This window comes from Exiguobacterium sp. UBA3968 (assembly GCF_002385115.1).
In the GTDB taxonomy this organism is placed as follows: Bacteria; Bacillota; Bacilli; order Exiguobacteriales; family Exiguobacteriaceae; genus Exiguobacterium_A.
Genome location: NZ_DGCW01000005.1, coordinates 991,088 through 1,017,163 on the forward strand (window position 1 = coordinate 991,088; position 26,076 = coordinate 1,017,163).

The following is a 26,076-nucleotide window of genomic DNA, read 5'->3' on the forward strand; positions in this document are numbered from 1 at the left end:
TTACTCCCCTTCGTAATCGCTACGCGTGATCGCATAAATTTTTAAGTCCCAGAAACGCTCTTTAACGAATAAAGCACTCCGCGAGATTCCTTCGAACGTCATACCGATCTTTTCCATGACACGAGCAGATCCATCATTTGCAACAAAACAACGGGCTTGAATGCGCTCGAGTCCGAGCGTTTCAAAGCCGTACTGCACAAGACGCGATGCTGCTTCCGGCATCAAACCCTTCCCCCAGTACTCGCGCGACAGCGCATAACCGAGTTCTGCTTGCTGTTGCTCAAACGAGACTTTGATGAAATCAATCGTTCCGATGACCCGTCCGCTCGTTTTGTCTTCGATTGCCCATGGTGCCGGATTCCCTAGTTCGTATTGGCGAAGGATGTGTTCGACGAATTGTTCAGAATCCGTGAGGCTTTTATGCGCATGCCAGCTGACATATCTTGCTGTCTCTTCATCTTTCGTATAGGCATAGATATCTGCTGCATCTTCCGTGCGAACCGGTCGCAAACGGAGTCGTTCCGTTTCAAGTACAGGCAAAGCATGATATAAATCGATGGTCGTTAACATGATCGAACCCTTCTTCCTTTGATTTTTTCCAAGTATACCCACTCTTCTATAAAAAGTATAGAGCTATACGAAAACGTTATCAGAATTTTCTGGTATACTATTGGAAAATGATGTAAGAAAGGATGCTGTCATGTCTTCTCGGGAACGAATACTCTTAAGTGCGCTCGGTATTTCACAGTTTGGTGACTTCATTTATCTTGTTGCGATCAACGTATACATCTATCGCTTGACCGGTTCAGCGTCCGCTGTTGCTGCGCTGTGGATCATCAGTCCGGTCGTCTCTCTCATCATCAAGTCGTTCGCGGGGAGTTGGGTCGACCGATCCGACTTACGTCGCTTATTGATTCAGACCGATTTACTCCGTGCAATCTTGATTGGCATTTTGCCATTTCTACCACTATCCATGCTCTACATCAACTTGCTTGCCTTAGCCGTCATTAAATCTATCGTCGAACCAGCGACCTTAACCTATATCACGACGCTTGTACCGAAAGACGATCGGACATCATTTAATGCCTATCGTAGTCTGATCACGTCTGGTGCTTTTTTAATTGGTCCAGCTCTCGCTGGTGGACTCTTATATGTCGCTTCTGCTGACGTTGCGATTTGGCTCAATGCCGTCTCATTCCTCGGATCAGCGGTTCTGTTGATGCGGTTGCCGCGTTTTTCCGCTTCGGTCGATCGAGGGATGCGGCTACAAGACATCCTGTCCGATTGGCGGCTTGTCTATCAGTTCAGTAAAGACGCGTATTATGTGACTGGATTGTATGTCCTCGCGATGCTGATGATGATTGCGACGCTTGCACTCGATACGCAAGAAGTCGTCTTTTTACAGCGAAGCATCGGCTTATCAGAAACAGACTACGGCTTACTCATGAGCCTAACGGGGATTGGTTCTGTTGCCGGAAGCTGGATCGTCGCTCGCTACGCTAAAACCCTTTCCGTTCGGACGATGCTGACGATTGGCTATACGTTTGTCGCTATCGGTTATATGCTGTACGCAAGTGCAAATTCGTTTTCAATCGTCTGTATCGGTTTCTTGTTACTCGGTTGGTTCCACGCATTTGCGGGGACCGGTTTCCTAACGTTCCAACAGACGAATATTCCGCTTCATTTGATGGGACGCTTTACGAGTCTTTACGGTGTCGGCGTCAGTCTGCTACAGATTCTAGCAATCGTCGCGATCGGTCTGCTCGGTGACATCTGGTCGATTCGCTTCAGTACGATTCTATTTGCCTGCCTCCTCGTGATCGTGACAATCTGTTTTCTCGGATTGGTTCTCCTCCCGAGCAAGCAACGGTACTTTACGACGAACGAAGTTGAAGCAGAACGACACGCCTAAAAAACAGGGAACCCCGTCAACGCGGTGTTCCCTGTTTAAATTGCTGTTCTAGCCGTTCTTTTATCACTTCTGCGTGTGTGACGAGCAGAAAAGTTCCATTTTGTAGTTGTTTCTGCAATTGTTTAGCTTCCACCCAAGCGAGCGTGTATTCCGCTTCTGAGATAATCCCTTGCTCCTGCGCTGCTTCCAGTTCGTCCGCATCGACTAATAAGACTTCTCCTGATGGCAAAACGATCAGATCGAGAAACAGATCCTCCCAGTAGACTCGTCCGTCCTCCACTCCGGTACGAAGACAAATATCGATATAGGTTTGTACCAACTGACCTGTGGCGTCAAACATCGAGGTCACGGCATGATGAGCATCGCTTGGGAATTGTTGTACCCAGACGTAACCAGCGTCAGCGATTCGAATCGTTTCGTCACCATAACGGACATCTAACGGTGAAGCGACTTCAATCAGTTGAAGAAGTGTCACATGTCCGTTAAACACTTCGTTTTCTACTTGTTCATGAACATAGTGTCGTTGTGTGATGCGACGCCAGTCATGTCGATCGGCATAGCGTTTTTTGATCATTTACCGGTCCCCCGTTTTTTCCTTAGTGTGCCATACCCCACTACTTTTTCATTCTAATTCTTAAAAAAAAAGAGGCAACGGATTTTTTCCGTTACCCCTTACATCATCATTTGGCCGTCTCTGAACTGTGTAACGCAGCACCGTTCGTCTCGATGACGTGACGGTACCAATCGAACGAATCCTTTTTCATCCGTTCCATTGATCCTTTGCCCTCGTTATCCCGGTCGACATAGATCATGCCGTAGCGCTTTTTCATCTCTCCTGTCGTAAAAGAGACAATGTCGATGACGCCCCACGGCGTGTAGCCGATCAATTCGACGCCATCTTCGAGCACGGCTGCTTTGAACGCTTCGATATGCGCACGCAAGTAATCGATTCGCGCCGTGTCATGAATCTGACCATCCTCGATTGTATCAATCGCACCAAAGCCGTTCTCGACGATGAACAACGGAATCTGGTAGCGGTCATAGAGACGATTCATCGCATAGCGCAGACCAACCGGATCAATCGCCCAGCCCCAGTCGCTCGATTGGATATATGGGTTCTCGACACCATTCGCGAGACCACCGTTGACGATGTTGCCCGTGTTATTGACGACAGCATCATGTTTGACGGTCGTCGACATATAGTAACTGAATCCAAGATAGTCGACCGTACCGTTTCGCAAGATTTCTGAGTCACCGTCTAGGATCGGAATATCATACCCTTCCCGTTTGAACTCATTCAACGCATAAGACGGATAGTAGCCGCGGACTTGGACGTCCGGGAAGAAATAGCGCTGACGCATCGATGTCTCAGCAAGTAGAATATCTTCCGGGTGCGATGAGTACGGATAGATTGGCACGTGCGAAACCATTGCCCCGATCTCGAAGTCTGGGTTGATTGCTTTCCCTTTTGCGACAGCAAGCGCACTTGCGAGTAACTCGTGGTGTCCCGTTTGATACATGACTTCCATCGCGTTCTCTTCCGGATCGAGGAGGACACCGGAATTCGTCCAGAGGAACAGTGGATTGCTGACATCCATTTTGTTATTGATCTCATTGAACGTCATCCAGTACTTGACCTTGTCTTTATAGCGCGTGAAACAGACTTCTGCGAATTTCTCGAAGAACAATGCTACTTTCCGATTACGGAAACCGCCATATTCACGCGCAAGGTGAAGTGGCATCTCAAAATGCGACAATGTAATAATTGGCTCAATGCCGTATTTCAGTAATTCATCGAAGACATCATCATAAAACTTCAGTCCTTCTTCGTTCGGTTCAGCTTCGTCTCCATTCGGGAAAATCCGACTCCAACCGATCGATGTCCGAAGACACTTCAGTCCCATTTCAGCGAACAATGCGATATCTTCTTTATAACGGTGATAAAAATCAATCGCCTCGTGGTTCGGATAGAATTCATTCTCCTCTACTTGATCCGTGATACGTCGTGCGACGCCGTGTGCTCCTGCCGTCAATACATCAACGACGCTCGGTCCTTTGCCACCAGCGTTCCAGCCACCCTCGAATTGATGCGCTGCTAGCGCACCGCCCCATAGAAAATCGTTTGGTAATGTCTTCATCTTCATGTCCTCCTTCTTTTTCTCTTACTTGATGATCGTCAAAATCTGTGTATTTGCCGTCGTGACCGTCTCGTCCGTCGGTAGAATTTGCGCATAACTCTGTGTGTTCGTAATGATGATTGGTGTGATCGTCTCGAGTCCATGTGTCTCAATCGCTGTCGCATCAAACGTCATGAGGAGATCACCTGTCGTCACCGCCTCACCTTCTTTGACGTGAAGTGTAAACGGTTTGCCGTCAAGTGTCACCGTCTCAAGACCGACATGAATCAAGACTTCAACACCACTCGTCGACCGTAATCCAATCGCGTGACCTGACGGGGCGACCATGACGACGGTCCCGTCAAACGGGGCCGTGACCCGGTTGTTCGTCGGACGAATCGCTATCCCTTGTCCCATTGCACCGGATGCAAAGACGGGATCCGGTACATCCGATAAGGCAACGATTGTTCCTTCAAGCGGTGCACGCAGCGTCTCTTCGTTCGTTAGTGTCGCACTGACTTCTTGTTCAGCAACAGGGGTCGCTGTCGTTTCCGTTGCGACGACAGGTGATGCTTGTTCACCGAAACCGAATACTTGAATCAAGACAATCGGCAGGATCAAGGCAATCGCTGTTCCAATCAATAAACCGATGATGGACGACGGGTAGTCGGAATCGATTCCATTGACGAGCGTCAATGGTCCCGGTAATCCGGCGTAAGCAAAGTAATACGGTTTAAAGAAACTCGCCGTGACGGCGCCGATCGCACCAGAGATACAACCGTAGATGAACGGTTTCTTAAAACGAAGCGTCACACCATAGATGGCTGGTTCTGTAATGCCGAAGATACCTGTTAGTCCTGCTGAGACACCGACTTTTTTTGTTTCTTTGTTGCGTGCTTTCAAGATGACGCCGATGACAGCACCGATTTGAGCGATGACGGCAATCGTTTGGTACGCCTGGAATGAATCACGACCATATTGTTCGAAGTTCGCAAGCACCATCGGCGTGACACCCCAGTGGACACCGAAGATGACGATGACTTGCCAGAAGCCACCAATGATCAGACCAGCGACCGCAGGAGCATTCTCTGCTAAGTAGTTATACCCATTTGCAATCCCTTCTGCACCAAGTGTCGTAATCGGTCCGATCAAGAGAATCGTGAATGGAACCATCAACACCATACTAAAGAATGGCACGAACAATGGACGAACGACTTCGTGGATCGTCTTGTTCAGGAATCGTTCGACGTAGGACAAAATCCAGACGAGGAATAATGGAGGTAAGACCGATGATGTATAAGTTGTTCCGGATAAAGCAATTCCTAGAAACGTGATGGATTCACCTGCAGTAATGCGCGCCGCGATGTCTGCCCACGTTGGACTGACCAGTGCCGCACTACACGCAACGGCAATGAATGCATTGACTTTAAAATGGTTCGCTGCCGTGATGGCAATGAAAATTGGCAAGAACGTAAAAGGCGCCCACGAGATAAAGCTGAAGACTTCATAAGTGCCCGTCTTCGCGAATGCCGGAAAAGCAAGTGTGGCTAAAATCAATGTTCCCTGCAGAATCCCTGCTGCAGCTAAGATATAAACGAACGGTGCAAATACGGCTGACATCGTCGCTATGATTCGGTTAAGGACCGTCCCTTTCGGTGCCTCTTCCGTGTCCGGTTGCTCTAGATCGACGAGTTTCACAAATTCTTGATGGACTTCTCCAACGTGTTGACCAATGACGATTTGAAATTGCCCACCAGACTCAACGACCGTAATGACGCCAGGTAATGCACTGACCGTTTCTTTGGCTACTGGATCTGAACGTTTTAAGACAAGACGAAGTCGTGTAGCGCATCGAACAGCACTGATGATATTCTCTTCTCCTCCGACCGCTTCTAAAATCGAGTGCGCCAGTTTTTGATAATCGCGAACCTTGCCCATATTGTGTACCTCCCCTGAATATGACGCGTTGAATACCCTTTCATTTTAATTGTACATGCACAATTAATCAATACATAAATAATTTAATTAACTATTCTATTTTGGAGACATCAATAATATGCTAAACTCACATTAGAAATCAGTTCGTGAGAAAAGAAGGTGTCCTATGCTGAAATACCAGCAAACTGCCGATGAAATCGAGCAATACATAGAAAAACATGAGTTAAAGCAAGGCGACAAACTACCCATCCTCGAAGAACTAATCCGGCAGTTCGCTGTCAGTAAAACGACGATGACAAAATCACTCGAATTGCTTGAACGAAAAGGCATCATCTTTCAAGTCCGTGGAAGCGGGATTTTTGTCCGTAAGACGAATCGGACCGGCTATATTCGACTGTTCTCGACTCAAGGATTCAAGCAGAATCTCGTCGGTCATACGATTGAGTCAACTGTTCTCGTACTCGAACCAATCGATGCAACGGATAATATCGCGAAGAATCTTGGGATCGAATCGGGTGAGACAGTCTATTACGTTAAGCGAATCCGTTTCATTGACGGCAAAATCCTCTGTCTCGAAGAGTCTTATTATCGTCAATCGATCGTTCCGTACTTAAATCGCGAAATCGTCGAACAATCGATCTTCGAATACTTAGAGACAGCACTCCAATTGAACATTGGATTCTCGGATATGTACATGCACGTCGGGAAATTAAGCGCAGAGACGGCTCGTCATCTGGATCTCGCCGAGGGCGATCCTGGATTGACGATCGAGACAGTCTTTCACTTAACGAATGGTCGTCCGTTCGACTATTCCGTCATAACCTACCACTACGAACATTCACACTTCGTCGTCCAGGCGAACGGACTATATTTATGAGGAACGGAGCAAACTTGAATGAATGGTGAACTTATTCAATACTATGGAATGCTCATCCTCGGAATCATTACACTTTTTGGCGGCGTTTTTTTTACGATTAGTACATGGAAAGACTCAACAGAATCATTTAAAACCAAACTTCAATTCATCTTGATCACGTTATTTGGAGTTGGACTACTCTACTGGACGGTTCCTAGCCTTACGCAGATCGTTTTCAAGAACCATGCTGTCATCAAAGGTGACTGTTATGTAGAGGAAAACTCGGGTAAGACTCACTCCATTTCTATTATTTTCGACTCAACAGAGGATTATGAGGATTTCACCTTCCTAGAAAATCCGGAATTAGGAGCGTACGGAGAAGACGTGCCCTATTATTGTCGCGTCATTTCAACGAAGAATCATCAGTTCCCGATTTCCTATAAAATTTATGATTCTAAGACCCATAAACAACTCTCCTCTTCTAAAGACGATTAAAACAAAAAGGATTGCATGAGCCAGTGCCATGCAATCCTTTTGAAGTTCTTACAGCAATGATCCAATCATGGCCTCATTTTGTGATTTTATAATCGAATCTCTTCTTTACTAGAATTTTCGAGGTACAGTTCCCCATCAAACGTCGTCAAGGCAACCACTTTCCCGTCTTTTTCATACCACGCTGTTGCGCCTTCACGATCGAGTTCTTCCCAACCGGCTTGTCGAATCCGAGTTCCATACAGTAAACCCGGTCCATCGGTTTCCGAGACAAGTCGAGTTTTGATCTTCCACTCACCTTGTTTTTCAATTGCCGTAGCAAATCGCGGCACCGGAAAACCAGATACTTGTGATTCTTGAAAACTGACATACCAACCACCGATTATTACAATGAGACCGATAACCAGGATTGCGATCCATTTCTTTTTCATATGTACTCCTCCTTCACTTTTCCATCTGCATTTTTAACTTACCAAAATATGGTCCTCCTGCCCTCCTTCTATAGGCGGATTACTGATTTTTTAAATTATGAAAACACATGAAAATAGTTTCGATTTTAAGAAAACATCTAAAAAAATTTCAATTTTTTTCATAAAAAATGCACACCCCTGTTCGTCCTTAGAGCATCAACGGTTTGACAACCCCCGGCATAGAGCCGTTTTCAGTCATTTTCAATTGGTTAAGCCCATTGGTAACTTGACTTCATTTCTCGCTATGGTACGATACAAACTTATCAAAGGGAGTGAACAGAACTTATGAAATTCAGAAAAGAAAAAGTCAATGTCGTTGACATGCAGCAAACCAAAAAGAGTGTCTACGCGACCGGAATTGGGAATGCGATGGAATGGTTCGATTTTGGTCTTTATTCCTATCTCGCAATCATCATCAGTCAAAACTTCTTTAGCGCTGTTGAAAATGATGAACTGAAGCTTGTCTTTACTTTTGCGACCTTTGCGATCGCTTTTTTAATGCGACCAATCGGCGGAATCGTCTTTGGACGCATCGGAGATCGACTTGGACGGAAGGTCGTCTTAACGACGACAATTGTTATGATGGCCGGTTCAACGCTTATCATCGGATTATTACCGACCTACGATCAAATTGGAATTTGGGCACCCATCCTTTTACTATTAGCCCGCATCTTACAAGGGTTCTCGACTGGCGGAGAATATGCCGGAGCAATGGTCTACATTGCCGAGTCGTCACCTGATAACAAACGGAGTGCTCTTGGAAGTGGTCTTGAAATCGGAACACTCGGTGGGTACATTCTTGCCTCATTACTTGCTACAACACTTTTTGTCACTTTATCAGATGATCAAATGGCATCTTGGGGATGGCGGATTCCATTCATCCTTGGAGCACCACTCGGTTTATTCGGTCTCTATTTACGTCGTCATTTGGATGAGTCGCCAATCTTCGAAAATGAGATTAATGAAAATACAGAAGAACCCGCGACATTCCGCGAAATCTTACGCGATCATAAGCGTGATATCATCCTTTGTTTCATTGCTGTCGCGTTCTTCAACATTACGAACTATATGCTCTTGTCCTACATGCCATCATACCTTGATGAAGTCATTGGTATGTCAAGTTCGACAAGTACGATTCTCATCACCGGTGTCATGGTGATCATGATTCCACTCGCTTATTTCTTCGGAAAACTAAGTGATAAAAAAGGCAATCGCAATATCGTCCTCTTCGCGTTAGCAGGACTATCGTTGCTTTCGATCCTGTCGTTCTTCTTGATTGGTCTTAAACCACTCTTGTTCGTCGGAATCGGAATCTTCATCCTCGGATTCTTCTTGGCGATCTTTGAAGGAACGATGCCAAGTCTGCTACCAAGTATCTTCTATACGGATGTCCGCTACCGGACACTATCCGTGACGTTCAATGTCTCGGTCTCGATCTTCGGTGGAACGACGCCACTCGTTTCGACTTGGCTCGTCCATGAGACGCAAAATCCGCTCGCTCCTGCTTTCTATCTAACAGCAGTCAGCGTCATCGGGTTCGTCACGTTCTTCTTCCTCTTTAAAAATACAGCCGGTAAAGCACTTAAAGGATCGCATCCGACTGTATCGAGTGAAAAAGAAGTCGCGTCGATCGCAAAAAAACCAGACGATGCCCTCTGGTGGGCAGAATAATTGCTACAAGTAAGAGCCGTCTTCCGCAGAAGACGGCTCTTTTTAGTAGACAGCACTCAGCTCTGTTACGATTCGGTCCGCAACTACGAGTTCCTGCTCTTGCGCAAAATCGAACTGGCAACCGATTGCTACTAGTCCGTTCGCTTGCGCTGCTTTGAAATCGGACAAACGGTCACCGACGACGTATCCGGACGAGATATCGTGCGTCTTACAAATCTCTCGTACGAGTGCTGATTTATCACCGGAACGAATGTCTTCAATGCTATAGACATGATCGATATACGCTTCAAGACCATACGTCGTTACGATCGCTGATAGGTAGGACGGCCATCCGTTACTAGCGATATAGACCGAGTGACCCGCTTGTTTCAAACGAGCGAGCAACTCGACCGTTCCTGGATATAAACAACCATGTCCGGACTTGACTGCCTGCTCTAAGCCATGTCGAAACTTTTGATCCGCAGCCTGTTGGTCTGCGGCTGAAAAGTCCGGTAGTAACGTCTGCCAGACTTCCGGTAACGAGACGCCCATGATCTGCTGATAGAGCGCGAGTGGAGTCTCTCCTTCCCAGCGCCCCGTCTGACGCAACTCATGAAAGACATCTTCTAGCGCATGCGCAAGCACGGCATTCGTTTGAAACAACGTTCCATCCATGTCAAAAATATAATGTGTCATTGACTCTCTCCTATCTGCTCACGCTTTATTATCTGAATCATGGCTTCTATGGATCTATCCTCAGCAATCAGACGATCCGTCGGGCGGTGATCCTGATCAATCCACCAGCGTTTCATATCCGTCTCAGAAAACTCCGTCGGCTGGCGCATTGCGTGGCGACGGACGGTTTCTTCGAATGAAACGTCAAAATAATACGCCGCATACCGTGAAGTAAAGCGTCGTTCCAACCGGTCAATCATCTCACCGTACCAATCCTGTGCGAGAATTCCTTCTAGCAGAATCGTCGCATGACGTCCATCAGCAAGTCCAACCAACTCCTCGATCCAGCGAATCGTCGGATTTCCTGGTCCATCTTTTACGTTCAACATTTCTCTACGGATGACATCTTGCGAAAACAGGATACTATCCGGTAAGACCAATCGTAATGCCTTAGCTAGCGTCGTTTTTCCACTACCGGAGTTCCCGCGGATGACGATCAAGCGCGACTTCATGTCGTGAACCAGTCTCCGTTCAAGGCAGCAATGTACCGCTCTGCAGAGCGCGCCACTGCTTCAGACGCACCGGTTTCGATCTTCCGATGAAAGGCGTCATATAATTTTTCAAAGCGAAGCGGGCGTATCGTTTCTGCCATGCGCGCGACCGTCTTTGCAGGAAGCGGAATCATATTCGGATAACTGTACATGAAACTGACCCATGCCCGATCGGCAACGATTCGAATGATGTCTCCTGTCAACAAAAGTCCTGCTGACGCATCTTTTCGTTCACAGATGACTGCTCCTTTGAAGTGACCACCGACGCGATGTAACATCAAATCTTCCGTTAACTCCAAGCGTTCACCACTCCAGAATACGATGCGCTCACTTGGTCGCGTCACGAACGACGCATCGTCTTCATGAATATAGATCGGTACGTCAAAAGCCTCTGCCCATTCGACTTGTGTCGCGTAATAATGCGGATGTGATAAAGCGATCGCCTGAAGCCCGCCTAATTCGTCAAGCTGCTCTTTCGTTGCGGAATCAAGATATGTAATGCAGTCCCATAACAGGTTGAACGATTTTCCTTGGACGAGATATGCCGTTTGACCGATGCCGAATGCTGGTGTCGTCTGAATCGCATAGACACCTGCTCCGTCATCCGTAATGATATTTTGGTACGTTCCTGACGCTTGCATGGCAGCGAGTGTCGTCCATGTTTGACCGGTTGGATTGACATACTGTCGCTCCTCTAAACAAATCAAACACGTTTCGCGATGCGGATTGATTTGTTCGACTCCACACGTCGTACAGATGATGGTTTCCATATCATCATTCCTTTCCAATTCGTAAATGATTTTCCTGATACATCTTAACATATTCCAATTATAGGGATTAAGATGTGCTCACTGAAATGAACATGTATGAAAAATGAAGCATGAGATTATTATGTCGATTTCGTTTCCTCTCATTGTGCACTGTTTGAACACTGTCTTTTAGATGTAAGACGTTTCGCCGCTTGGTATCACTAGTTACTTCAGCTGCCGTTTGATTCGTTATGTGTCACGTCAACTGTCTATAATAATCCCTTCGAAGGTCCAGCTCGTTTAACGCTCGATGATCACACGAATGACGCAATAGATCGACATCCTCCTTCACCACATGCCTTGTTTAATTATTATACGACGGACATTGATGCATCTTATCAGTTCGTCCGACCACTACAAGCATTTATCATTTATGACATTAAATGTTTCGATGATTTTGCTTACTTTATTCCAACGGCAACGTCTTAATGCTCTGCAGAAGATAAGACAAAAGCAGGTCGAACCACTGATGTGGCTCGACCTGCTTTATTTAATAAGACGTTCGATCGTCATTTATGACGCTTTGAAAATGTTCTGTGAATCGATTGATCGCTTCTTCTGTATCAAGATTTCCAGAAAACCAGATCTTTTTGTCTTCTGAAAATGTAAGATGCAATGAGTCGTCTATTGTTGACTCCACTTTAAGTGTAGCAATCGTATCTGACTTCATTAATGTCTTTTGTGATAGAGTGACCAGTTCATTCGTCAACGTTTCGCGTGTATCTTCTGACGTCTTTTCCTGGAGAAGATCAACTGTCTTATGAAGCAATACGGCTTTTGAGACTCGCGATAGATTCAACTCTCGAATTTCAAACATGTAGGCGTTCTCATGTTCATGCTGACGCTGGACGATGAATCGTGGAGAATGCACTAAATGTTGAACGAAGTGAACGAACATTTCGATGGTCATTTCGGACATACCGAAACCCTCCCTTTTGCATGGATCAACGGACGAATGCCTTTAATCCTTTATGTGAATGGACAGTAAGAGTCCTGTATGAAATCAAGCAGGTGAATTGGGAAAAAAACCTCCCTTCTGTAAAGTTATACCACAAAAACAAGTACAAAGTGTACATGTTTATGTTTCAAAACTAAGATTCGAATAGCCTCCGAATCTTGTTTATAGTAACATAAAAGATACTAGTTATAATCATATTTAATATGATCATCTGATAAAAATCTGCATGACTGGAATATGTACACGGATAAAGAGCCAGAGATCATCTATTCCTCTCTGACTCTTCCATCAATCGTTCATCGTTGGCGCGATTAAATCTTGTAACGTATATGCCTGCAGCGCGTCCGTAAAGGACGTGAATGCTTGATCGAACGCTTGTCGTGTGTTTTGCAAACTACCATTTTTATTTGGAACTGTCACATTTTCAAGATAGGATACTTCTTCAAATAAATGAACGATTTCTCCTAACGTAATCGTTTCTGGGGATTTCGCTAATTTGAACCCACCATTACGACCTTGTACAGAAATGATGAGACCAAACTTGCTCAATGAATGGACAATCTTCATCAAATGATTTTTAGAAATATCATAATGGGTTGCCACTTCCTGAATTTGCACGAGCCGAGTCGGATGCGACGCTGCGAAAATAAGCACACGAATGGCATAGTCCGTAGAGCGAGTCATCTTCATCCATTTCACCTTCTTTTTCTTTCCTTTATATAGACATAGTACAGAAGCTCACTCATTTTCACAATCAATAGTATGGCTTAAAGTGTCGTTTATAGTGGTTTTGCACATATGTATATCGTTTATCTTAAAGGATATGAAGTGTCAAAATCTAGGCATTTCTCGGAAAAAGTAAAATGGTATTTTAATTTGATGAAGCAAACCATTTAGTTATTTCAAGTCTATGATAAGATTCTTTTAAACATGTACGTTTAAAGTTTATTTATATATTTTTTAGAAAGAGGTCTTGTCATGAATTGGCTCTCATCAAGTATGTTCCATCGGTTTTATATTTTATTGTTTTCGAATTTCTTAATTTTTGCAAGCATCAGCGTCTTAACATTTTACTTTGCTCAAAAAGAGCTAGAGCAACACCGAACTTCATCACAGAAGATCACATTACAAAAAACGCAAGCTCGCACGCTTTGGAATGAAGCACAACAAGTCAATCTCCAAGTCCAACAAATTGATTTTAATGATCAAGATGATCTGAAGCAAATCAATAAAAGATTGAAACGTTTACAAAAAAACGTTGAATCGTTCAGTCAACGTTATTCAGATCCATCAGACGAACGATTTGCGAATCAACTCGTTCAATTTTCAAGATTTTTGGAACAGGAAGTCACTTTGCAAATACCTACGGATAATCAAAAGCTGGTTCAGCAGTCTGACTTCGTCGTTAACGACTACTTTCGAATGATTCATAATGAAGAGAAAAACGCACAGCAGTCGCTACAACAAAGAACCGCTGAAGTATTACGCTACGCCTTTGGTGTGATGATCATCGCTTTTTGTCTTCTCAGTTACTTGATTTTAAGACTTGTGCGGTCTTTTCGAACAGATTTACTCGATCTCGTCGATCAAACGAAACAGCCTGATCGATTGGAACAGAATGATTTTCAGAACCGTTCCGATGAGATTGGTACACTTGGGCGATCGATGCAACAAATGACGACGTTGCTCGCATTTGAACACCAGCAAACACAAGTTGCTAATTTACAACTTCAAGAGTCTTTATACCAACAAAAAACAATCGAGCGACAACTTCAATTTCAAAATCAGTTAGCCACTCAAATTTTGCGTCATCAATCTACTTCAGGTCTTCACACCTGGCTACAAGTAATTGGTAGTCATTTTCGGGCGGCTCATATCTATTTTTCACCGCAGTCGGAGAATTTTGAACCTGTCCATATCGCACTATCAGACGAACCAATTTATGACAAAGAACGGTTGGAGTTAGAAGCGAAGACCGAGCTAGATACATCCATCCATCTAATCGAGAAGGAGCAGTTGACGTTATGTGCTCTCCCTTTACACAGTCCGTCAAAATTCATTGGTTCATTGACGTTACAATTTCATCATCGTTTTACTGAGACTGTCGCACTTCAGAAAACGACTCATTTATTAAATATTGGGTTGATGCGATTGCTTGATGACATTCGTATAAAAGAACACCATCAATTGATTCAGCGCATTTTAAATGGTTTACGAGAAGCTATCTTATTCGTCGATGTGACGAATACGAATATCTTTACGAATCGCATGTTTCATCAATTATTTCCGAACTGGTCACCTTCTGAAAACCAATCTGAAAACTTAGCATTCGTCATCGAAGCCTTCGAACCGTTGATTCTCGAAACAGAGGCGTTATATGCATATGTCGAACAAATCAAAGCAGGCTTTGACCACGCATCAGTTATTCCAGCTCAGGATTTTTCAATGCCAGACGATCGTCATTTACGACTTTACACAGAATTTTTACCCGAACGTCAAGGTATTCTATTTGTTTTTCGTGAACGCACAGTTGAAGTCAACCATGCTAAAAAGGAGCAAAACTTCATTTCGGTTTTATCACATGAGCTTCGAACGCCACTTGCATCCATCGAAGGATTCAGTGAATTAATGTTACACCGGTCGTTATCTCCTTCAAAACAGCGAAAATATTTAGAAACCATGCGGAGTGAGACACAGCGACTCAGTCAACTGTTAACCGAATTCCTAGATTATCAGCGACTTAGTCATCAAAAAGAATCCTATCAGTTAGAATCATTTTGCATCGAACATATGCTCATCGAGTTAACGGAGTGGTTGAACGTTGCGACATCGACGCATCATTTACAAATCCAAACTGACGGTCCTTGCCTGATTACGGCTGACCAAGAAAAAATCCGGAGGGTCTTATTAAACATCTTGAATAATGCGATAAAATACTCTCCCGTTGATTCAAATATCCAAATCTCGTTAGCGTGCTGTGAAGCTGAAGTCGTCATCACCATTAGCGACGACGGATATGGTATCCCAAAACAAGATCTTCCCTACCTCTTTGATCCGTATTACCGTGTCGAACAAGCAGACCACCTCCAAGTTCAAGGAACAGGTCTCGGTTTACCGATTTGTAAGGAAATCATCGAAGCGCATGGTGGGAGAATCACCGTTCATTCAGAAATCGGAAAAGGATCTGACTTTTTTATCCGTTTACCTCGTGATGAAGAGTGGAACACAACCAATAACATGTACAATAACAGTATGAATAATCTACAACTAGGAAGTGAAGAACGTGGAAGCTGATTTAAATCAAATCGTTCACTGTTTAAATCAAGATTTTAAACAGCATAAAACTGTCTTCAGTGCAATGGCACTGAAAGAAACCAACCCCTGCATCGTCTTGATGGAGGATCACCGCAAAAGACGATTGAATGATGCTTTGTATCAATACTCTGATTTCATCGCTGAATTGGAATCACTTATTTATCGCTGTTTAATTGATGTCCGGGGAGCCCGTGAATCAGCCTCCCCTTCCGAGATTTTTATCTCTAAAGCCCAACTCTATTCGCCTTATCATTATTTGATTACTTTTTTATGAGAGGAGTCCACCATGACTGTTCAAGAAAATACAGCATTGTTGATCATTGACGTCATTAATAAGATGGATTTTGAAGGAGCTGAGCAGTTAATGCAACAAACGCTCCCTATCCTCTCACCACTCACAAAATTAAAACAACATTGTAAACGTCAAAATATTCCCGTGATTTACGTCAATGACAATTTTGGTCTGTGGCAGGAAAATGTCAATCAAATCATTGATGAGTGCCGCGGGGGTCTTGGGAATGTACTCATCGAAGCACTCCATCCAGAAGAGGATGATTACTTCATCATCAAGCCCAAGCACTCAGGTTTTTTCGGTACTCAGCTCGATATTTTATTGAAGCATTTGGATGTCTCGCGTCTTATCATCACCGGTCTAACGACCGACATGTGTATCTTATTTACAGCAAATGACGCCTATATGCGGGAATATGCCATTCATGTCCCTGCAGACTGTACGGCAGCAGAAACCGCTGTCGCAAAAGATCATGCCTTAGAAATTCTCAGTTCGACATTATCACTGGATTGCTCCTCGAGTTCATGCTTGATGAATAAGGAGGAATAACCATGCTTCATTATTTTTCTGGAACGTATGAATCAGCACGCGAACGTTTCAATGAGACTGCACAGTGCATTCTTTCTCAGCATTATCCGAAGCTAACGCATGATTCACTGGAACAACAAGCGTCACTCTATTTCGATTGGTGGCACGGCCAGTCCGGTAATAATTCAACATTACTGATCTTAACCAGTGGATTACATGGAATCGAAGGGTACGCAGGGAGTGCCATGCAGCTCCAGTTTTTATCAGACCATATGAAACAGGTAAATACGCGAGAAGTCGATATTTTGCTAATCCATGGTATTAATGCATATGGGATGAAACATCATCGAAAAGAAACACAGCATAACCTCAATTTAAATCGAAACGCGATTCACGATTTTTCAAAGGCAGATTTACGCAATCCGGGTTTTGATGAGTTGCAATCTTTGTTTATAAAACGGTCAGGTTCAGGACGGTGTCTGGATTACATACCGTTTACACTGCATGTCTTATACGACTTGCTTCGTCTAGGTCCACACGCTTTTTTAAAGGCTGCGACACTTGGACAATTCAAGCATCCGACCGGATTCTATTATGGCGGATATACGCAAGACGCTTACTTCTCCGATGTGTTAAGTCGGCTCGTCGATACACTATCTGCTTACCAACACGTCGTGATGCTCGACTGCCATACGGGTTATGGACCAGCGGGTCAAGTCCAACTCGTCATGTCGTCGGAAGATCCACGACACGCTAGGGAGGTAGAAGTATACACACGTTATCCGATCGTCGATCAACCACGAGATCAACAGTTTTATGCAATTGAAGGAGAATGGTTAAACTATCTGTATGAAGAAACAAAAAAGCGACACATCGGTTTTTTAGGTTTAACATTAGAGTGTGGAACGCTTGGAAAGCATCCTTTTGCCCTACTCCGAACGTTAAAAGCAACGATCGATGAAAATCGTCTCTTTTTCAATCAAGCAGTTGCCCCTCGACGGATTAGAGAGCGATTCGATGCACTTTACATCCCTAAAAATAAACAGTGGCGACGGTCCATCTTGAACGAGACATCCTTCATCTTTAACAACATCACTGAATGGATCAATGATCCTAAAAGTCATTCTTTGATTAAACGTTCACTTCAACCTATCGAAAAATAAGGTAAAACAGGTTTGAAAGAAACTGATTAAGGTATATAACATGTGTAAATCGCATATGTTTAAAACTTAAAGGGGGTTCTTTTCATGTTTCGCCATCAAAAAGAATTACAATTCGAAGTCAAGGTTGATCGACCCGATCCAAAGCTTGCTCGGGCCGTGCAAGAGGTACTCGGTGGACAATTCGGTGAGATGACTGTCATGATGCAATATCTTTTCCAAGGCTTCAATTGCCGTGGTGAAGAAAAGTACAAGGATATGTTGATGGATATCGGGACGGAAGAAATCGGACACGTTGAAATGCTGTGTTCCCTCATTTCTCAATTGCTCGACGGGGCGTCACCGGATGATCAGGCAGAAGCTGCCAAAGATCCAGCGACGGCAGCAATTCTCGGGGGTATGAATCCACAGCATCTTCTTGTCAGCGGTCTCGGTGGACTGCCATCGAACGCCAACGGCATTCCGTGGAACGGATCTTATATCGTCGCGAGCGGTAACTTATTGGCAGACATGCGTTCGAATCTACATGCTGAATCACAGGGGCGTCTTCAGGTCGCTCGCCTCTATCATATGACGACGGATGAAGGCGTTCGCGCTACCTTCCGTAAGATGCTCGCTCGCGACCGGTATCACCAGTATCAATGGATGGCTGCGATCGAAGAACTGGAGACGAAAAACGGAGTTGTCGTGCCTGCTACTTTCGCACCGGAAGATGAGATGGAAGCGCAACCGCATGCTTATGAGTTCTGGGACCTATCGGAAGGCACAGCTTCAAAAGAAGGTCGCTGGGCTCAAGGGGAAGCGCAGGATGGAACCGGTGAATTCGTTCATCTAGAAAATCCTGCACCGCAAGGAAATATTCCGAACATGAAGGTACCGGCACACAAACTTCACCACGACCTAGCAGAAAAAACAGGAATGCAAAACGTCAAAGATACTGTCAAACGTATGTTACATGATAAGGAGTGAGATCGATGGCTAAATCACCACTTGCAATCCATGAAACACTCGAAATCCATGAAATCATGACGATGAAACAAGCCTGTCTCGTTAAAGCTGTTGCCGTACGTTCTTTCGTCAAAGATGAGACGCTTGAAAAATTGATTGCTCAAGACATCAAAGATAGCGAACAAGCATTAAACGATTTACAAAAGCTATTGGCAGATCATGAAGGAGGCGGTTTGCATGAATGAAGCTCTTCAATCCATTAGCCGTCCCAGTAAAAAACGCGACGAGTTGATTGCGACAGACTTCTTGATCAGCAGCAAATCACTTGTCCGCGCTTATGCTGTTGCAATTACGGAAACGGCTTCTCCTGACGTTCGAAAAGTCTTGACTGAACAGTTGAACAAAGCCATTCAGACTCACGCAGCAATCGCCGGATACATGATCGATCATGAGATGTATCACGCGCATGACTTGAAAAAACAATTAAAACACGATCAAGAAAAACTAGAAGTCGCTAAAGGCTTACTATGACGTTCCCCCTTCCCTTCTGATTTTGAAGTGGAAGGGGTTTTCTTTCAGAATTCGTGTAAGGAGCGATCAGTCTCATGATTGACATCAATCATATTCAATTCAAACAAAGTGGAGAAACTGTTTGCCTCACCTGGGAAGGGACAAGTAACGTCCGTCTCTTATTGAATGGTAGACCGTGTTTCATTCAGAACTCGAATAGCTATCAAACGGAGACACTTCCTTTATTTGAGCCTTTGTCATTCGAACTGATCGATTCAGATTCGAAGACACGTATCGTCACCGCTCTTGTTTCAAGTACAGATGATTTGTTCTGGAACCGAAAAATGACTGCCCTGATCCAACAAGATCATGCTGTCCGACTGTTATGGGGTGAAATCCCAGAGGTATCGCATTATACGGTATTTCAAGATGGATATCGGTTAGGTCAAACTGCGTCACCCGAATGGCAAGGAATGATTGACCCTGAACAGTTTACACGTTTCGAAATTCGGGTACTCCGTCCTATTTCAAGAAAATCGATGCCGTTCGCACGGATGATCGAGACATTCGCCCGCGTTACGAATCAGATAAAACAGGAACAAGACCGGGAACGAGAATTCGAACAGTTCGTGCTCTATTTTTCTTTGTACCCGCTATCCGCTTCACATACGAAGGTTTCTTCTTACCGATTGCGTGTAATGACGTTCATTGCTCCTCCGATTCTCATGAACCCGAATCCGTTTTCTCCGCATCGTTATTTCGAAGGCGATGCGCGACAATATTCGCCTTTTTCAAAAGAGTATCGCACCTTTACAGAAGTCCTGACATTTGATGGTGAAACCACTCATCAACTATCAAAACAAGCAAACCCTACCCGATCTTTTGATGCTCGTCATCAGTTATATCGAGAAGATGTAGCGTCGACTCAGCGGGTCTATTTATCAGATCAATCAAAAGCACGATATACGCTCCACCACTCTGTCGGCAATCCGCTCGTAGTCTCACCTAATATCGACTACGAAATCAAGGTAGCGCATCATGCAAATCTTTGGCGTATCGCAGGAACACATCTCCAATCACCGCACCATGAAGTATATCTGGATGAAGGAGACGATTGTTTTGAAACAATCCACCAAGCCCATGATTTAGGTTTAAGTTTCCTCGGCAATCCGTTGCCAAGTTGTCACTGGTTGCATGTGACCAACTAATGAACAGAAGAAAACCGCGACCGATTCGTCGCGGTTTTTCATATTTAGTCGTGAAATCGAGCACGTGTCTCCGGAGACGGCAGTGCACACTGCTGCTTTTGTCCAAACCAACGATGACGATTGTTTGCAACGAAATCATAGACGCGATCCCGGAGTGAACGTGGAACAATGCGAAGCACTCTCAACAGACGCCATCCACCTCCTAAATGACCGGCAATCCGTAACGCAGCATCCGATTTGATATACGGTACACCCCGGTCAATTACGACGACACTGTCAATCGTTTCCGGGAGATGGTGGCGCTTTACGAGTTCTTGCCCTGTCTCCCCTTGTAACGACGCAAAATCATGGTACCCCTGGTCTCGTTTTAAGATGAACTGGACGCTCGCGTCACAGAGATTGCATTCTCCATCGAATAAGACGATTGCTTTCATGATTGATTCACCCTTCCCTACCTGTTTAACGAATGATTTTGTACACTTTTCCTTTACCACACTTTGGGTATAAACATGCAATTATTTAGTATGTTAAATCATGATAACGCTTTCTCTTCTTCTCTTCATTCCGTTATACTGATTCTGTAAACATTTGGTTTTTACAAATCCATCTACTTAAAAGGAGCATATATATGACAAAACGATCGATTGCCATCGTGACCGGTGCCAGTCAGACACGCGACATCGGAGCTGCAATCTGCCGCCAACTTGTCTCTTCCGGACATGACCTGGTCTTTACTTATTTTAAAGCAACAGCGGATTGGGCGGCTAGTTTTACGACCGAACTCGAAAATCAAGGTGCCCGAGTCCTTGCGATTGAACTTGATTTAAGTCAATCAGATGCTGCTGACGAGTTATTCGCACGCATAGAAGATGTTGGAGCACCAAACATCCTGATCAATAACGCTGCTCATTCGACAATGACAGATTGGCAAACGCTCGATGCAGCAAGCCTCGACCAACACTATGCCGTTAATCTCCGGGCACCGCTATTACTCGCGACACGTTTTACGAAGCGATTTGCTGAAGCACATCTAACTTCCGGTCGTATCATCCAATTGACGTCCGGACAGGATCTCGGTCCAATGCCTGACGAGATTGCGTACGCTACGACGAAAGGTGCATTGTCAACATTTACGAAAACGTATGCGGCAGCCGTAGCACCGCTTGGTATCACCGTTAATGCCATCAATCCGGGTCCGACTGACTCGACTTGGATGGATGAAGCAACACGGACAGCGCTTAAACCTAGTTTTCCATTTGGGCGAATCGGTGCGCCGGAAGACGTTGCACGATTGATTCAATTCCTCGTTAGTCCAGACGGTGGCTGGGTGACCGGACAAGTCATTCATTCCGAAGGCGGATTCGAACGCTAAACGTGTAGCATGCAAAAACATCCCTCTGACGTCAAAATCAGAAGGATGCTTTTCATTATCGAAAGACCGGACCCATTTCCGTCAAAAAATCGTTCCAGGCGACTTGATGCAAGTCGCTATAGAGTTCTGGCATCTGGTCTCTTTCAAAAAAGGCAATGTCCAATGATTCATTGGAGTCGATCGTTAACTGTCCTCCATTGACTTGGCAAACAAAAAAATGAACGATTGGTTGGGCGACATCCCCATTCGGATAAATCTCTTCGTACTGCGAATAAACACCACTCAAACGTTCAATCGCGACATGAATTCCGGTCTCTTCGAAAATCTCACGCTTGGCTGCTTCGACAATCGACTCTCCGAGTTCCAGTGCGCCACCAGGAAAGCCCCACGCTTGTTGCTCCCGCCGTTTTTGTAGAAGAATGCGTCCCTCTTCGTCGAAGACGATGCCACCTGCAAAGTTCAACATCACTTTTTCCTGACCGACCTTACTGCGGAGAAAACGTATATAGTCCATCTGTCGCCCCTTGAAGTTTGACTTGCTTCACCCAGACAATCAGTTGTTCGATCATCGCCTCCGTCACAGTATGATTCACACCCGGAAAAACACATAATTCAGTCGTTTGCGTCATACCTGCTTGAACTGCTGTTACGTGATAGTACTGCTGGATTGATAGTGGAATAATGTCATCAGCATCCCCGTGCAGGAGCAAACGCGGACGCTCATCCATCACATCGATCGGATCGATCTTCCATGGTACATCTGTTTCTTTGATAGCAGGTCGTCCGTCGCGCGTGCGGAATTGATGCTCCGCTTCAAGAAAGGCACCGCCCCCATTGATCGCAATGAGAGCTTTAATCGGCAAATGCGCCATGATTCCGTGGGCAATGAACCCACCCATCGAGACGCCGATCGCGATCACATCTGAAACATGCCAGCCTGATTGTTCGATGATAGCTATCGCTTCCTTGATCGATTGTTCAACGACCGTCCAAAAATAGGTCGTCGATACTTCTGGATCAAACGGATGATCAAACGGTTCACGTTGATCGTGTCGAATAAGTTCCGGGATAAAGACATCGAACCCTTCTTCAGATAATTGTCGTGCAAACTCTAGATAAGAAACAGCCGTACCGCCCCAACCATGGTAGAGTAGAATGGCTCCTGTTGGGTGAGAGGAGCGGACGCTATGGACATGAAAATCAAGCTTCATTTTTTAGCTTCTCCTGGTTCAAGCGGACGATCGTTCTCGCAAAGTCATCTTCCGGTAATCGTTGTCCGTTCTCGAGAAACGGTTTCCAGTACGGTCGAATCTTAAACAACGAGACCGTATCGCGATAAACTGTTCGACGGACGATTTGTTTCGTCGTCAACGGCAATCCGTTCTCGCTCTCGACCTGAATACCACAGATCTGACCACCAATCGTTTTTCCATTCAACAGTTTTAATTGCGCGACTTCTCCTAGAAAACTGATCGTCGGTTGTGTCACGACGGCGTGAACGACTTCTGACTTCACACGTCGTAATACCGTTTTTTCGATGACGACGGAAAGTCCGAGATAGACAGCCTGGTTGATGATATACGCACCGATTCGTCGTTTTGTTGTTGAGTGCATGGATGATCCTCCTTATACGTTAAAATAGACGACAGCGCCGAGTGCACTGACAGCAATCAAATAAAAGACGATCGCGAGTCGTTTGTTTGCGGTAGAGATATCTTTTCGGACAAGGATTTTACTGTACCGAAACGTCAAGAATGCGAACACGAGTAAAGCCAAAATCAATAATGATGCCATACAAGAATCTCCTCCTCCATTTTTATCATACATGAAATACGCTATCGAATTGTTATATTTTACAAGTAAATTGAGGTATGCTTACACATATTTGATTCTTTATTGAAATGGGGTTTGCATTTTGAACACTACAACGACCTGCTGTCTCGTTGAGCTGAAGAAGCCTGGTTATCTCGTTCGGAACCTACCGCCGCTCGGCATCCATGACGTCCACGTCCGCACCCTTGCCGGTGCCATCAGTATCGGTGCTGAACTTCCGCAATGGCTTGAACAAGATATGACTGAAACCGATTATGGCTATCCGCTAGAGACCGGATATGAAAGTTACGGTAAGGTGCTTGCTGTTGGTGAAGCGGTCCAAACCGTCAAACCCGGTGATCGGGTCGTCGGCTTCTATGGTCATCAAGATCAAGCGGTCGTACCTGAGTCGAAGGTCATTTTGGTTCCTGCTTATGTCTCACCACGTGAAGCCTTGCTACTGATTCTATCTTGTGACGCGGCAAAAGGCGTCCGAAAACTGACATTGACGCCCGACGCGAGAGTCTTAGTTTCTGGAATGGGTACGATCGGTTTGTTGACGGTACATTACTTACGGCATTACGTTAACGTTCGCCAGATAGATATCATCGAGCCGCTCGCCTCCCGAGCTGAATTAGCACGTCAATTAGGCGCACACATCGTCACGCCGGATTCAGACACGTATGACGCCGCCATCGAATGTTCCGGGCGTCAAGCGGCCTTTGCCGAACTTCAATCCGCTGTCCGTCCTCATGGTGCAATCTGCGTCTTATCGGACGGCAACCGTGAATCTTTGACGTTGACGCCCGCGTTTCACGCAAAGGAACTTCAGATCATTGCATCGAGTGACGGTTGGAACTACCGGCAGCATGCAGACTGGCTTTTTTCCAACGATCGTCACGCGACATTACCTGCTTTGTTCGAACAAGAAACTTCGTTTTCGGAGCTCGCCAACTGCTTCGCTGCCTTAATGGCATCGACCGATCTCCCGATCAAAGTCTTCGTTGATTATGAGCAGACGAGCTGAACACCGTTCGGATCCGTACCTGCTAGCGATACGTCGGAAAAGACTGCTTCTTGCAAGACGGTCTTCTCCCCGCGGACGGTTTGGATTTGCGGAACCGGTTGATCGAACAGTTTCGCTAAATCCGCCTCTAATCCTTCGAGCGGCGTCGCTAGGATCAGACGCTCAAGTGTCGTTCCATCAGTATCCGCAATCGCATCTTCATGGATTTGCAGTTCAATCCGTAATCCGTATGGTGTCTGCAAAAACGTCCGACGCTCATTCGGTTGGACTGTAAATGAAAGTGTTTCTGCACGGTCAAGGATCATTTGCAAGTCATCTGATTGAATCAAAAATCCGATGTGGTCGAAGCGAATGACCTTCCCGTACCCGATAGTCACGTTCACTGCCCCGCGTTTCATTTCAATGATCCGAAACACAATCTTATCCGTTCGAAAATCGTTCCATGTCAGAGGTGGATTAAACGAAGAAAACTCTCCATCTTTCTTTCCAATGCGCTGAGAAACGTGAAACCCGCGTGCTGTATACCAGGCTTCTGTTTCCTCCAAATGTGGTGTCCAAATATGGTAGTGAAATAGCATTTACATACACTCCTTATCGTTGTTCCAATCGCTCCATGTCATCACTACAACTTGGTTCGATTCATTTAAGTATTGTCTTAATAGCGGAAGATGCGCAGCACCGTACAAACAGACGATTCGCTCGGTCGTCTGGGCAAGTTGCAGTAGACGATTGGCAATCTTTTGATTACGGGCATGCCAGTAGCGTTCGATCCAAATTCGCCCGTTTTCCAGCTGTTCGATTTGATCGTAGACCTTAGCGGACGCTGCAATCGTCTCTTCAGCGTGCAATCGATCGAGCCACTTGGAAAAGGATAACTGCTCCATCGCGTTCTCTAACTGTTCAGTCCGCTTCATCTCAGCAGTGACGATCGTCTCGAAAGCTTCCGGATGATGTGAACGGACTATTCCTAAATCCGGTACGCCTGGTACGATTTCGTTCCAATCGACTCCATGCAACTGTGCTAATCCTGCCATCCGGGCTAGGCGAAAGCAGATTTGTTGCCGTTCATTAGCGGTTAAATCACTCTCGTGTTGATAGGTGTCATATGTATGTTGCAGGTTACTTATGCGTTCAGGTGACGTTTCAAGAGCAACGCATGTCGGTTGAAATCTGTTTAATCGAACGACGACTTCCTTGATTTCCTGTTGCCGTCTCTCTGATGCGACATCAAAAATTACTGGACGAATCATATCACCATTTGCCGGTCGATCAAGATGGAACATGCCTAACAGTAAAATCTGGGGCTTCATCTACATTCCTCCTTTTCCTGATTTTACCTTATTTTTTAACAAAAGATGCGACATTTATCTATGATCAATTTAGACGAATGATCTCAATTTACAATGACTATTTGATTTATTGTATTATCATGAATTAAAAGGTGAATAATTTAATATATGTTAAAATTAAACAAAA

31 protein-coding genes are annotated in these 26,076 nt (G+C 45.0%); 14 read left to right on the plus strand and 17 right to left on the minus strand.

Annotated elements, in window-relative coordinates:
- Positions 1-570, minus strand: coding sequence for a GNAT family N-acetyltransferase (locus tag B3S86_RS06995; RefSeq protein ID WP_290750859.1), 570 nt, complete (start codon positions 568-570; stop codon positions 1-3).
- 130 nt (positions 571-700) lie between these two features.
- Here B3S86_RS06995 and B3S86_RS07000 point away from each other — a divergent pair, with 130 nt between their 5' ends.
- Positions 701-1,912: an MFS transporter gene (locus tag B3S86_RS07000; RefSeq protein ID WP_290750864.1), complete on the plus strand. Its 1,212-nt coding sequence runs from the start codon at positions 701-703 to the stop codon at positions 1,910-1,912.
- Positions 1,913-1,928: 16 nt separating this feature from the next.
- Here B3S86_RS07000 and B3S86_RS07005 read toward each other — a convergent pair whose 3' ends face one another.
- The 3 genes from B3S86_RS07005 to B3S86_RS07015 all read right to left on the minus strand — a co-directional run bounded on the left by B3S86_RS07005 (position 1,929) and on the right by B3S86_RS07015 (position 5,967).
- Positions 1,929-2,486, minus strand: coding sequence for a DUF402 domain-containing protein (locus tag B3S86_RS07005; RefSeq protein ID WP_052019004.1), 558 nt, complete (start codon positions 2,484-2,486; stop codon positions 1,929-1,931).
- 106 nt (positions 2,487-2,592) lie between these two features.
- Positions 2,593-4,050, minus strand: coding sequence for a 6-phospho-beta-glucosidase BglA (bglA, locus tag B3S86_RS07010; protein ID WP_290750871.1), 1,458 nt, complete (start codon positions 4,048-4,050; stop codon positions 2,593-2,595).
- Between the two features lie 24 nt (positions 4,051-4,074).
- Entirely contained in the window at positions 4,075-5,967 is a 1,893-nt protein-coding gene (locus B3S86_RS07015) for a beta-glucoside-specific PTS transporter subunit IIABC (RefSeq protein ID WP_290750874.1), read from the minus strand.
- Between the two features lie 166 nt (positions 5,968-6,133).
- Here B3S86_RS07015 and B3S86_RS07020 point away from each other — a divergent pair, with 166 nt between their 5' ends.
- Together B3S86_RS07020 and B3S86_RS07025 are read left to right on the plus strand one after the other, a co-directional pair.
- Positions 6,134-6,844, plus strand: coding sequence for a GntR family transcriptional regulator (locus tag B3S86_RS07020; protein ID WP_035407572.1), 711 nt, complete (start codon positions 6,134-6,136; stop codon positions 6,842-6,844).
- An 18-nt stretch (positions 6,845-6,862) separates the two neighbouring features.
- A complete protein-coding gene (locus tag B3S86_RS07025) occupies positions 6,863-7,318 on the plus strand; it encodes a hypothetical protein (RefSeq protein ID WP_290750878.1) in 456 nt (151 codons plus the stop codon).
- 86 nt (positions 7,319-7,404) lie between these two features.
- Here B3S86_RS07025 and B3S86_RS07030 read toward each other — a convergent pair whose 3' ends face one another.
- Positions 7,405-7,746: a hypothetical protein gene (locus B3S86_RS07030; RefSeq protein ID WP_056061795.1), complete on the minus strand. Its 342-nt coding sequence runs from the start codon at positions 7,744-7,746 to the stop codon at positions 7,405-7,407.
- 324 nt (positions 7,747-8,070) lie between these two features.
- On the opposite strand from B3S86_RS07030, the gene B3S86_RS07035 reads away from it, so the two are divergent.
- A complete protein-coding gene (locus tag B3S86_RS07035; protein WP_035407564.1) occupies positions 8,071-9,456 on the plus strand; it encodes an MFS transporter in 1,386 nt (461 codons plus the stop codon).
- Positions 9,457-9,498: 42 nt separating this feature from the next.
- Here the strand turns inward: B3S86_RS07035 and B3S86_RS07040 are convergent, their stop codons facing one another.
- The 5 genes from B3S86_RS07040 to B3S86_RS07060 all read right to left on the minus strand — a co-directional run bounded on the left by B3S86_RS07040 (position 9,499) and on the right by B3S86_RS07060 (position 13,118).
- Positions 9,499-10,131 carry an HAD hydrolase-like protein gene (locus tag B3S86_RS07040; RefSeq protein WP_290750883.1) on the minus strand — a complete coding sequence of 211 codons (633 nt, stop codon included), beginning with the start codon at positions 10,129-10,131 and terminating at the stop codon, positions 9,499-9,501.
- Positions 10,128-10,622, minus strand: a complete 495-nt coding sequence (locus tag B3S86_RS07045) for an AAA family ATPase (RefSeq protein WP_290750886.1) — start codon at positions 10,620-10,622, stop codon at positions 10,128-10,130. The genes B3S86_RS07040 and B3S86_RS07045 overlap by 4 nt, the downstream gene beginning before the upstream one ends.
- Complete coding sequence (locus B3S86_RS07050; RefSeq protein WP_290750889.1) at positions 10,619-11,431, minus strand: MBL fold metallo-hydrolase; 813 nt, start codon at positions 11,429-11,431, stop codon at positions 10,619-10,621. Before B3S86_RS07050 ends, B3S86_RS07045 begins: the two co-directional genes overlap by 4 nt.
- A gap of 529 nt (positions 11,432-11,960) precedes the next feature.
- Positions 11,961-12,389, minus strand: coding sequence for a hypothetical protein (locus B3S86_RS07055; RefSeq protein ID WP_056061808.1), 429 nt, complete (start codon positions 12,387-12,389; stop codon positions 11,961-11,963).
- A 327-nt stretch (positions 12,390-12,716) separates the two neighbouring features.
- The gene (locus B3S86_RS07060) at positions 12,717-13,118 is read right to left on the minus strand and encodes an RrF2 family transcriptional regulator (RefSeq protein ID WP_056061810.1); all 402 of its coding nucleotides are present in this window, start codon (positions 13,116-13,118) and stop codon (positions 12,717-12,719) included.
- Positions 13,119-13,406: 288 nt separating this feature from the next.
- Here B3S86_RS07060 and B3S86_RS07065 point away from each other — a divergent pair, with 288 nt between their 5' ends.
- The 8 genes from B3S86_RS07065 to B3S86_RS07100 all read left to right on the plus strand — a co-directional run bounded on the left by B3S86_RS07065 (position 13,407) and on the right by B3S86_RS07100 (position 20,389).
- Positions 13,407-15,722, plus strand: coding sequence for a sensor histidine kinase (locus tag B3S86_RS07065; protein ID WP_290750895.1), 2,316 nt, complete (start codon positions 13,407-13,409; stop codon positions 15,720-15,722).
- A complete protein-coding gene (locus tag B3S86_RS07070) occupies positions 15,712-16,017 on the plus strand; it encodes a hypothetical protein (protein ID WP_035407545.1) in 306 nt (101 codons plus the stop codon). The genes B3S86_RS07065 and B3S86_RS07070 overlap by 11 nt, the downstream gene beginning before the upstream one ends.
- Positions 16,018-16,029: 12 nt before the next feature.
- Complete coding sequence (locus B3S86_RS07075) at positions 16,030-16,584, plus strand: cysteine hydrolase family protein (protein ID WP_290750898.1); 555 nt, start codon at positions 16,030-16,032, stop codon at positions 16,582-16,584.
- 2 nt (positions 16,585-16,586) lie between these two features.
- Positions 16,587-17,726, plus strand: a complete 1,140-nt coding sequence (locus B3S86_RS07080) for a M14 family metallopeptidase (protein ID WP_290750901.1) — start codon at positions 16,587-16,589, stop codon at positions 17,724-17,726.
- Positions 17,727-17,810: 84 nt separating this feature from the next.
- Positions 17,811-18,692, plus strand: a complete 882-nt coding sequence (locus tag B3S86_RS07085) for a manganese catalase family protein (RefSeq protein WP_058264888.1) — start codon at positions 17,811-17,813, stop codon at positions 18,690-18,692.
- A 5-nt stretch (positions 18,693-18,697) separates the two neighbouring features.
- On the plus strand, positions 18,698-18,916 hold the full coding sequence (locus B3S86_RS07090) for a hypothetical protein (RefSeq protein ID WP_056061826.1): 219 nt from the start codon (positions 18,698-18,700) through the stop codon (positions 18,914-18,916).
- Positions 18,909-19,202, plus strand: coding sequence for a spore coat protein (locus B3S86_RS07095; RefSeq protein ID WP_056061829.1), 294 nt, complete (start codon positions 18,909-18,911; stop codon positions 19,200-19,202). The genes B3S86_RS07090 and B3S86_RS07095 overlap by 8 nt, the downstream gene beginning before the upstream one ends.
- Positions 19,203-19,276: 74 nt before the next feature.
- The gene (locus tag B3S86_RS07100) at positions 19,277-20,389 is read left to right on the plus strand and encodes a hypothetical protein (protein ID WP_290750911.1); all 1,113 of its coding nucleotides are present in this window, start codon (positions 19,277-19,279) and stop codon (positions 20,387-20,389) included.
- A gap of 44 nt (positions 20,390-20,433) precedes the next feature.
- On the opposite strand, the gene B3S86_RS07105 is transcribed toward B3S86_RS07100, so the two are convergent.
- Positions 20,434-20,823 carry a thiol-disulfide oxidoreductase DCC family protein gene (locus B3S86_RS07105; RefSeq protein WP_290750914.1) on the minus strand — a complete coding sequence of 130 codons (390 nt, stop codon included), beginning with the start codon at positions 20,821-20,823 and terminating at the stop codon, positions 20,434-20,436.
- Between the two features lie 188 nt (positions 20,824-21,011).
- Here B3S86_RS07105 and B3S86_RS07110 point away from each other — a divergent pair, with 188 nt between their 5' ends.
- Complete coding sequence (locus B3S86_RS07110) at positions 21,012-21,761, plus strand: SDR family oxidoreductase (protein WP_290753236.1); 750 nt, start codon at positions 21,012-21,014, stop codon at positions 21,759-21,761.
- A gap of 55 nt (positions 21,762-21,816) precedes the next feature.
- Here B3S86_RS07110 and B3S86_RS07115 read toward each other — a convergent pair whose 3' ends face one another.
- The 4 genes from B3S86_RS07115 to B3S86_RS07130 are packed head-to-tail and all read right to left on the minus strand — an operon-like array spanning position 21,817 to position 23,555.
- Complete coding sequence (locus tag B3S86_RS07115) at positions 21,817-22,275, minus strand: NUDIX hydrolase (protein WP_056061840.1); 459 nt, start codon at positions 22,273-22,275, stop codon at positions 21,817-21,819.
- A complete protein-coding gene (locus B3S86_RS07120) occupies positions 22,247-22,972 on the minus strand; it encodes an alpha/beta fold hydrolase (RefSeq protein WP_290750921.1) in 726 nt (241 codons plus the stop codon). The genes B3S86_RS07115 and B3S86_RS07120 overlap by 29 nt, the downstream gene beginning before the upstream one ends.
- Entirely contained in the window at positions 22,962-23,375 is a 414-nt protein-coding gene (locus B3S86_RS07125) for an RDD family protein (RefSeq protein WP_035407525.1), read from the minus strand. Before B3S86_RS07125 ends, B3S86_RS07120 begins: the two co-directional genes overlap by 11 nt.
- A 12-nt stretch (positions 23,376-23,387) precedes the next feature.
- The gene (locus B3S86_RS07130) at positions 23,388-23,555 is read right to left on the minus strand and encodes a hypothetical protein (protein ID WP_155960143.1); all 168 of its coding nucleotides are present in this window, start codon (positions 23,553-23,555) and stop codon (positions 23,388-23,390) included.
- 121 nt (positions 23,556-23,676) lie between these two features.
- Here B3S86_RS07130 and B3S86_RS07135 point away from each other — a divergent pair, with 121 nt between their 5' ends.
- Positions 23,677-24,600: a zinc-dependent alcohol dehydrogenase gene (locus B3S86_RS07135; protein WP_290750929.1), complete on the plus strand. Its 924-nt coding sequence runs from the start codon at positions 23,677-23,679 to the stop codon at positions 24,598-24,600.
- On the opposite strand, the gene B3S86_RS07140 is transcribed toward B3S86_RS07135, so the two are convergent.
- Positions 24,582-25,178, minus strand: a complete 597-nt coding sequence (locus B3S86_RS07140) for a hypothetical protein (RefSeq protein ID WP_290750932.1) — start codon at positions 25,176-25,178, stop codon at positions 24,582-24,584. The two genes, B3S86_RS07135 and B3S86_RS07140, sit on opposite strands and share 19 nt — an antisense overlap.
- Positions 25,179-25,910 carry a DUF5694 domain-containing protein gene (locus B3S86_RS07145; protein WP_290750935.1) on the minus strand — a complete coding sequence of 244 codons (732 nt, stop codon included), beginning with the start codon at positions 25,908-25,910 and terminating at the stop codon, positions 25,179-25,181.
- Positions 25,911-26,076 lie beyond the last annotated feature (166 nt).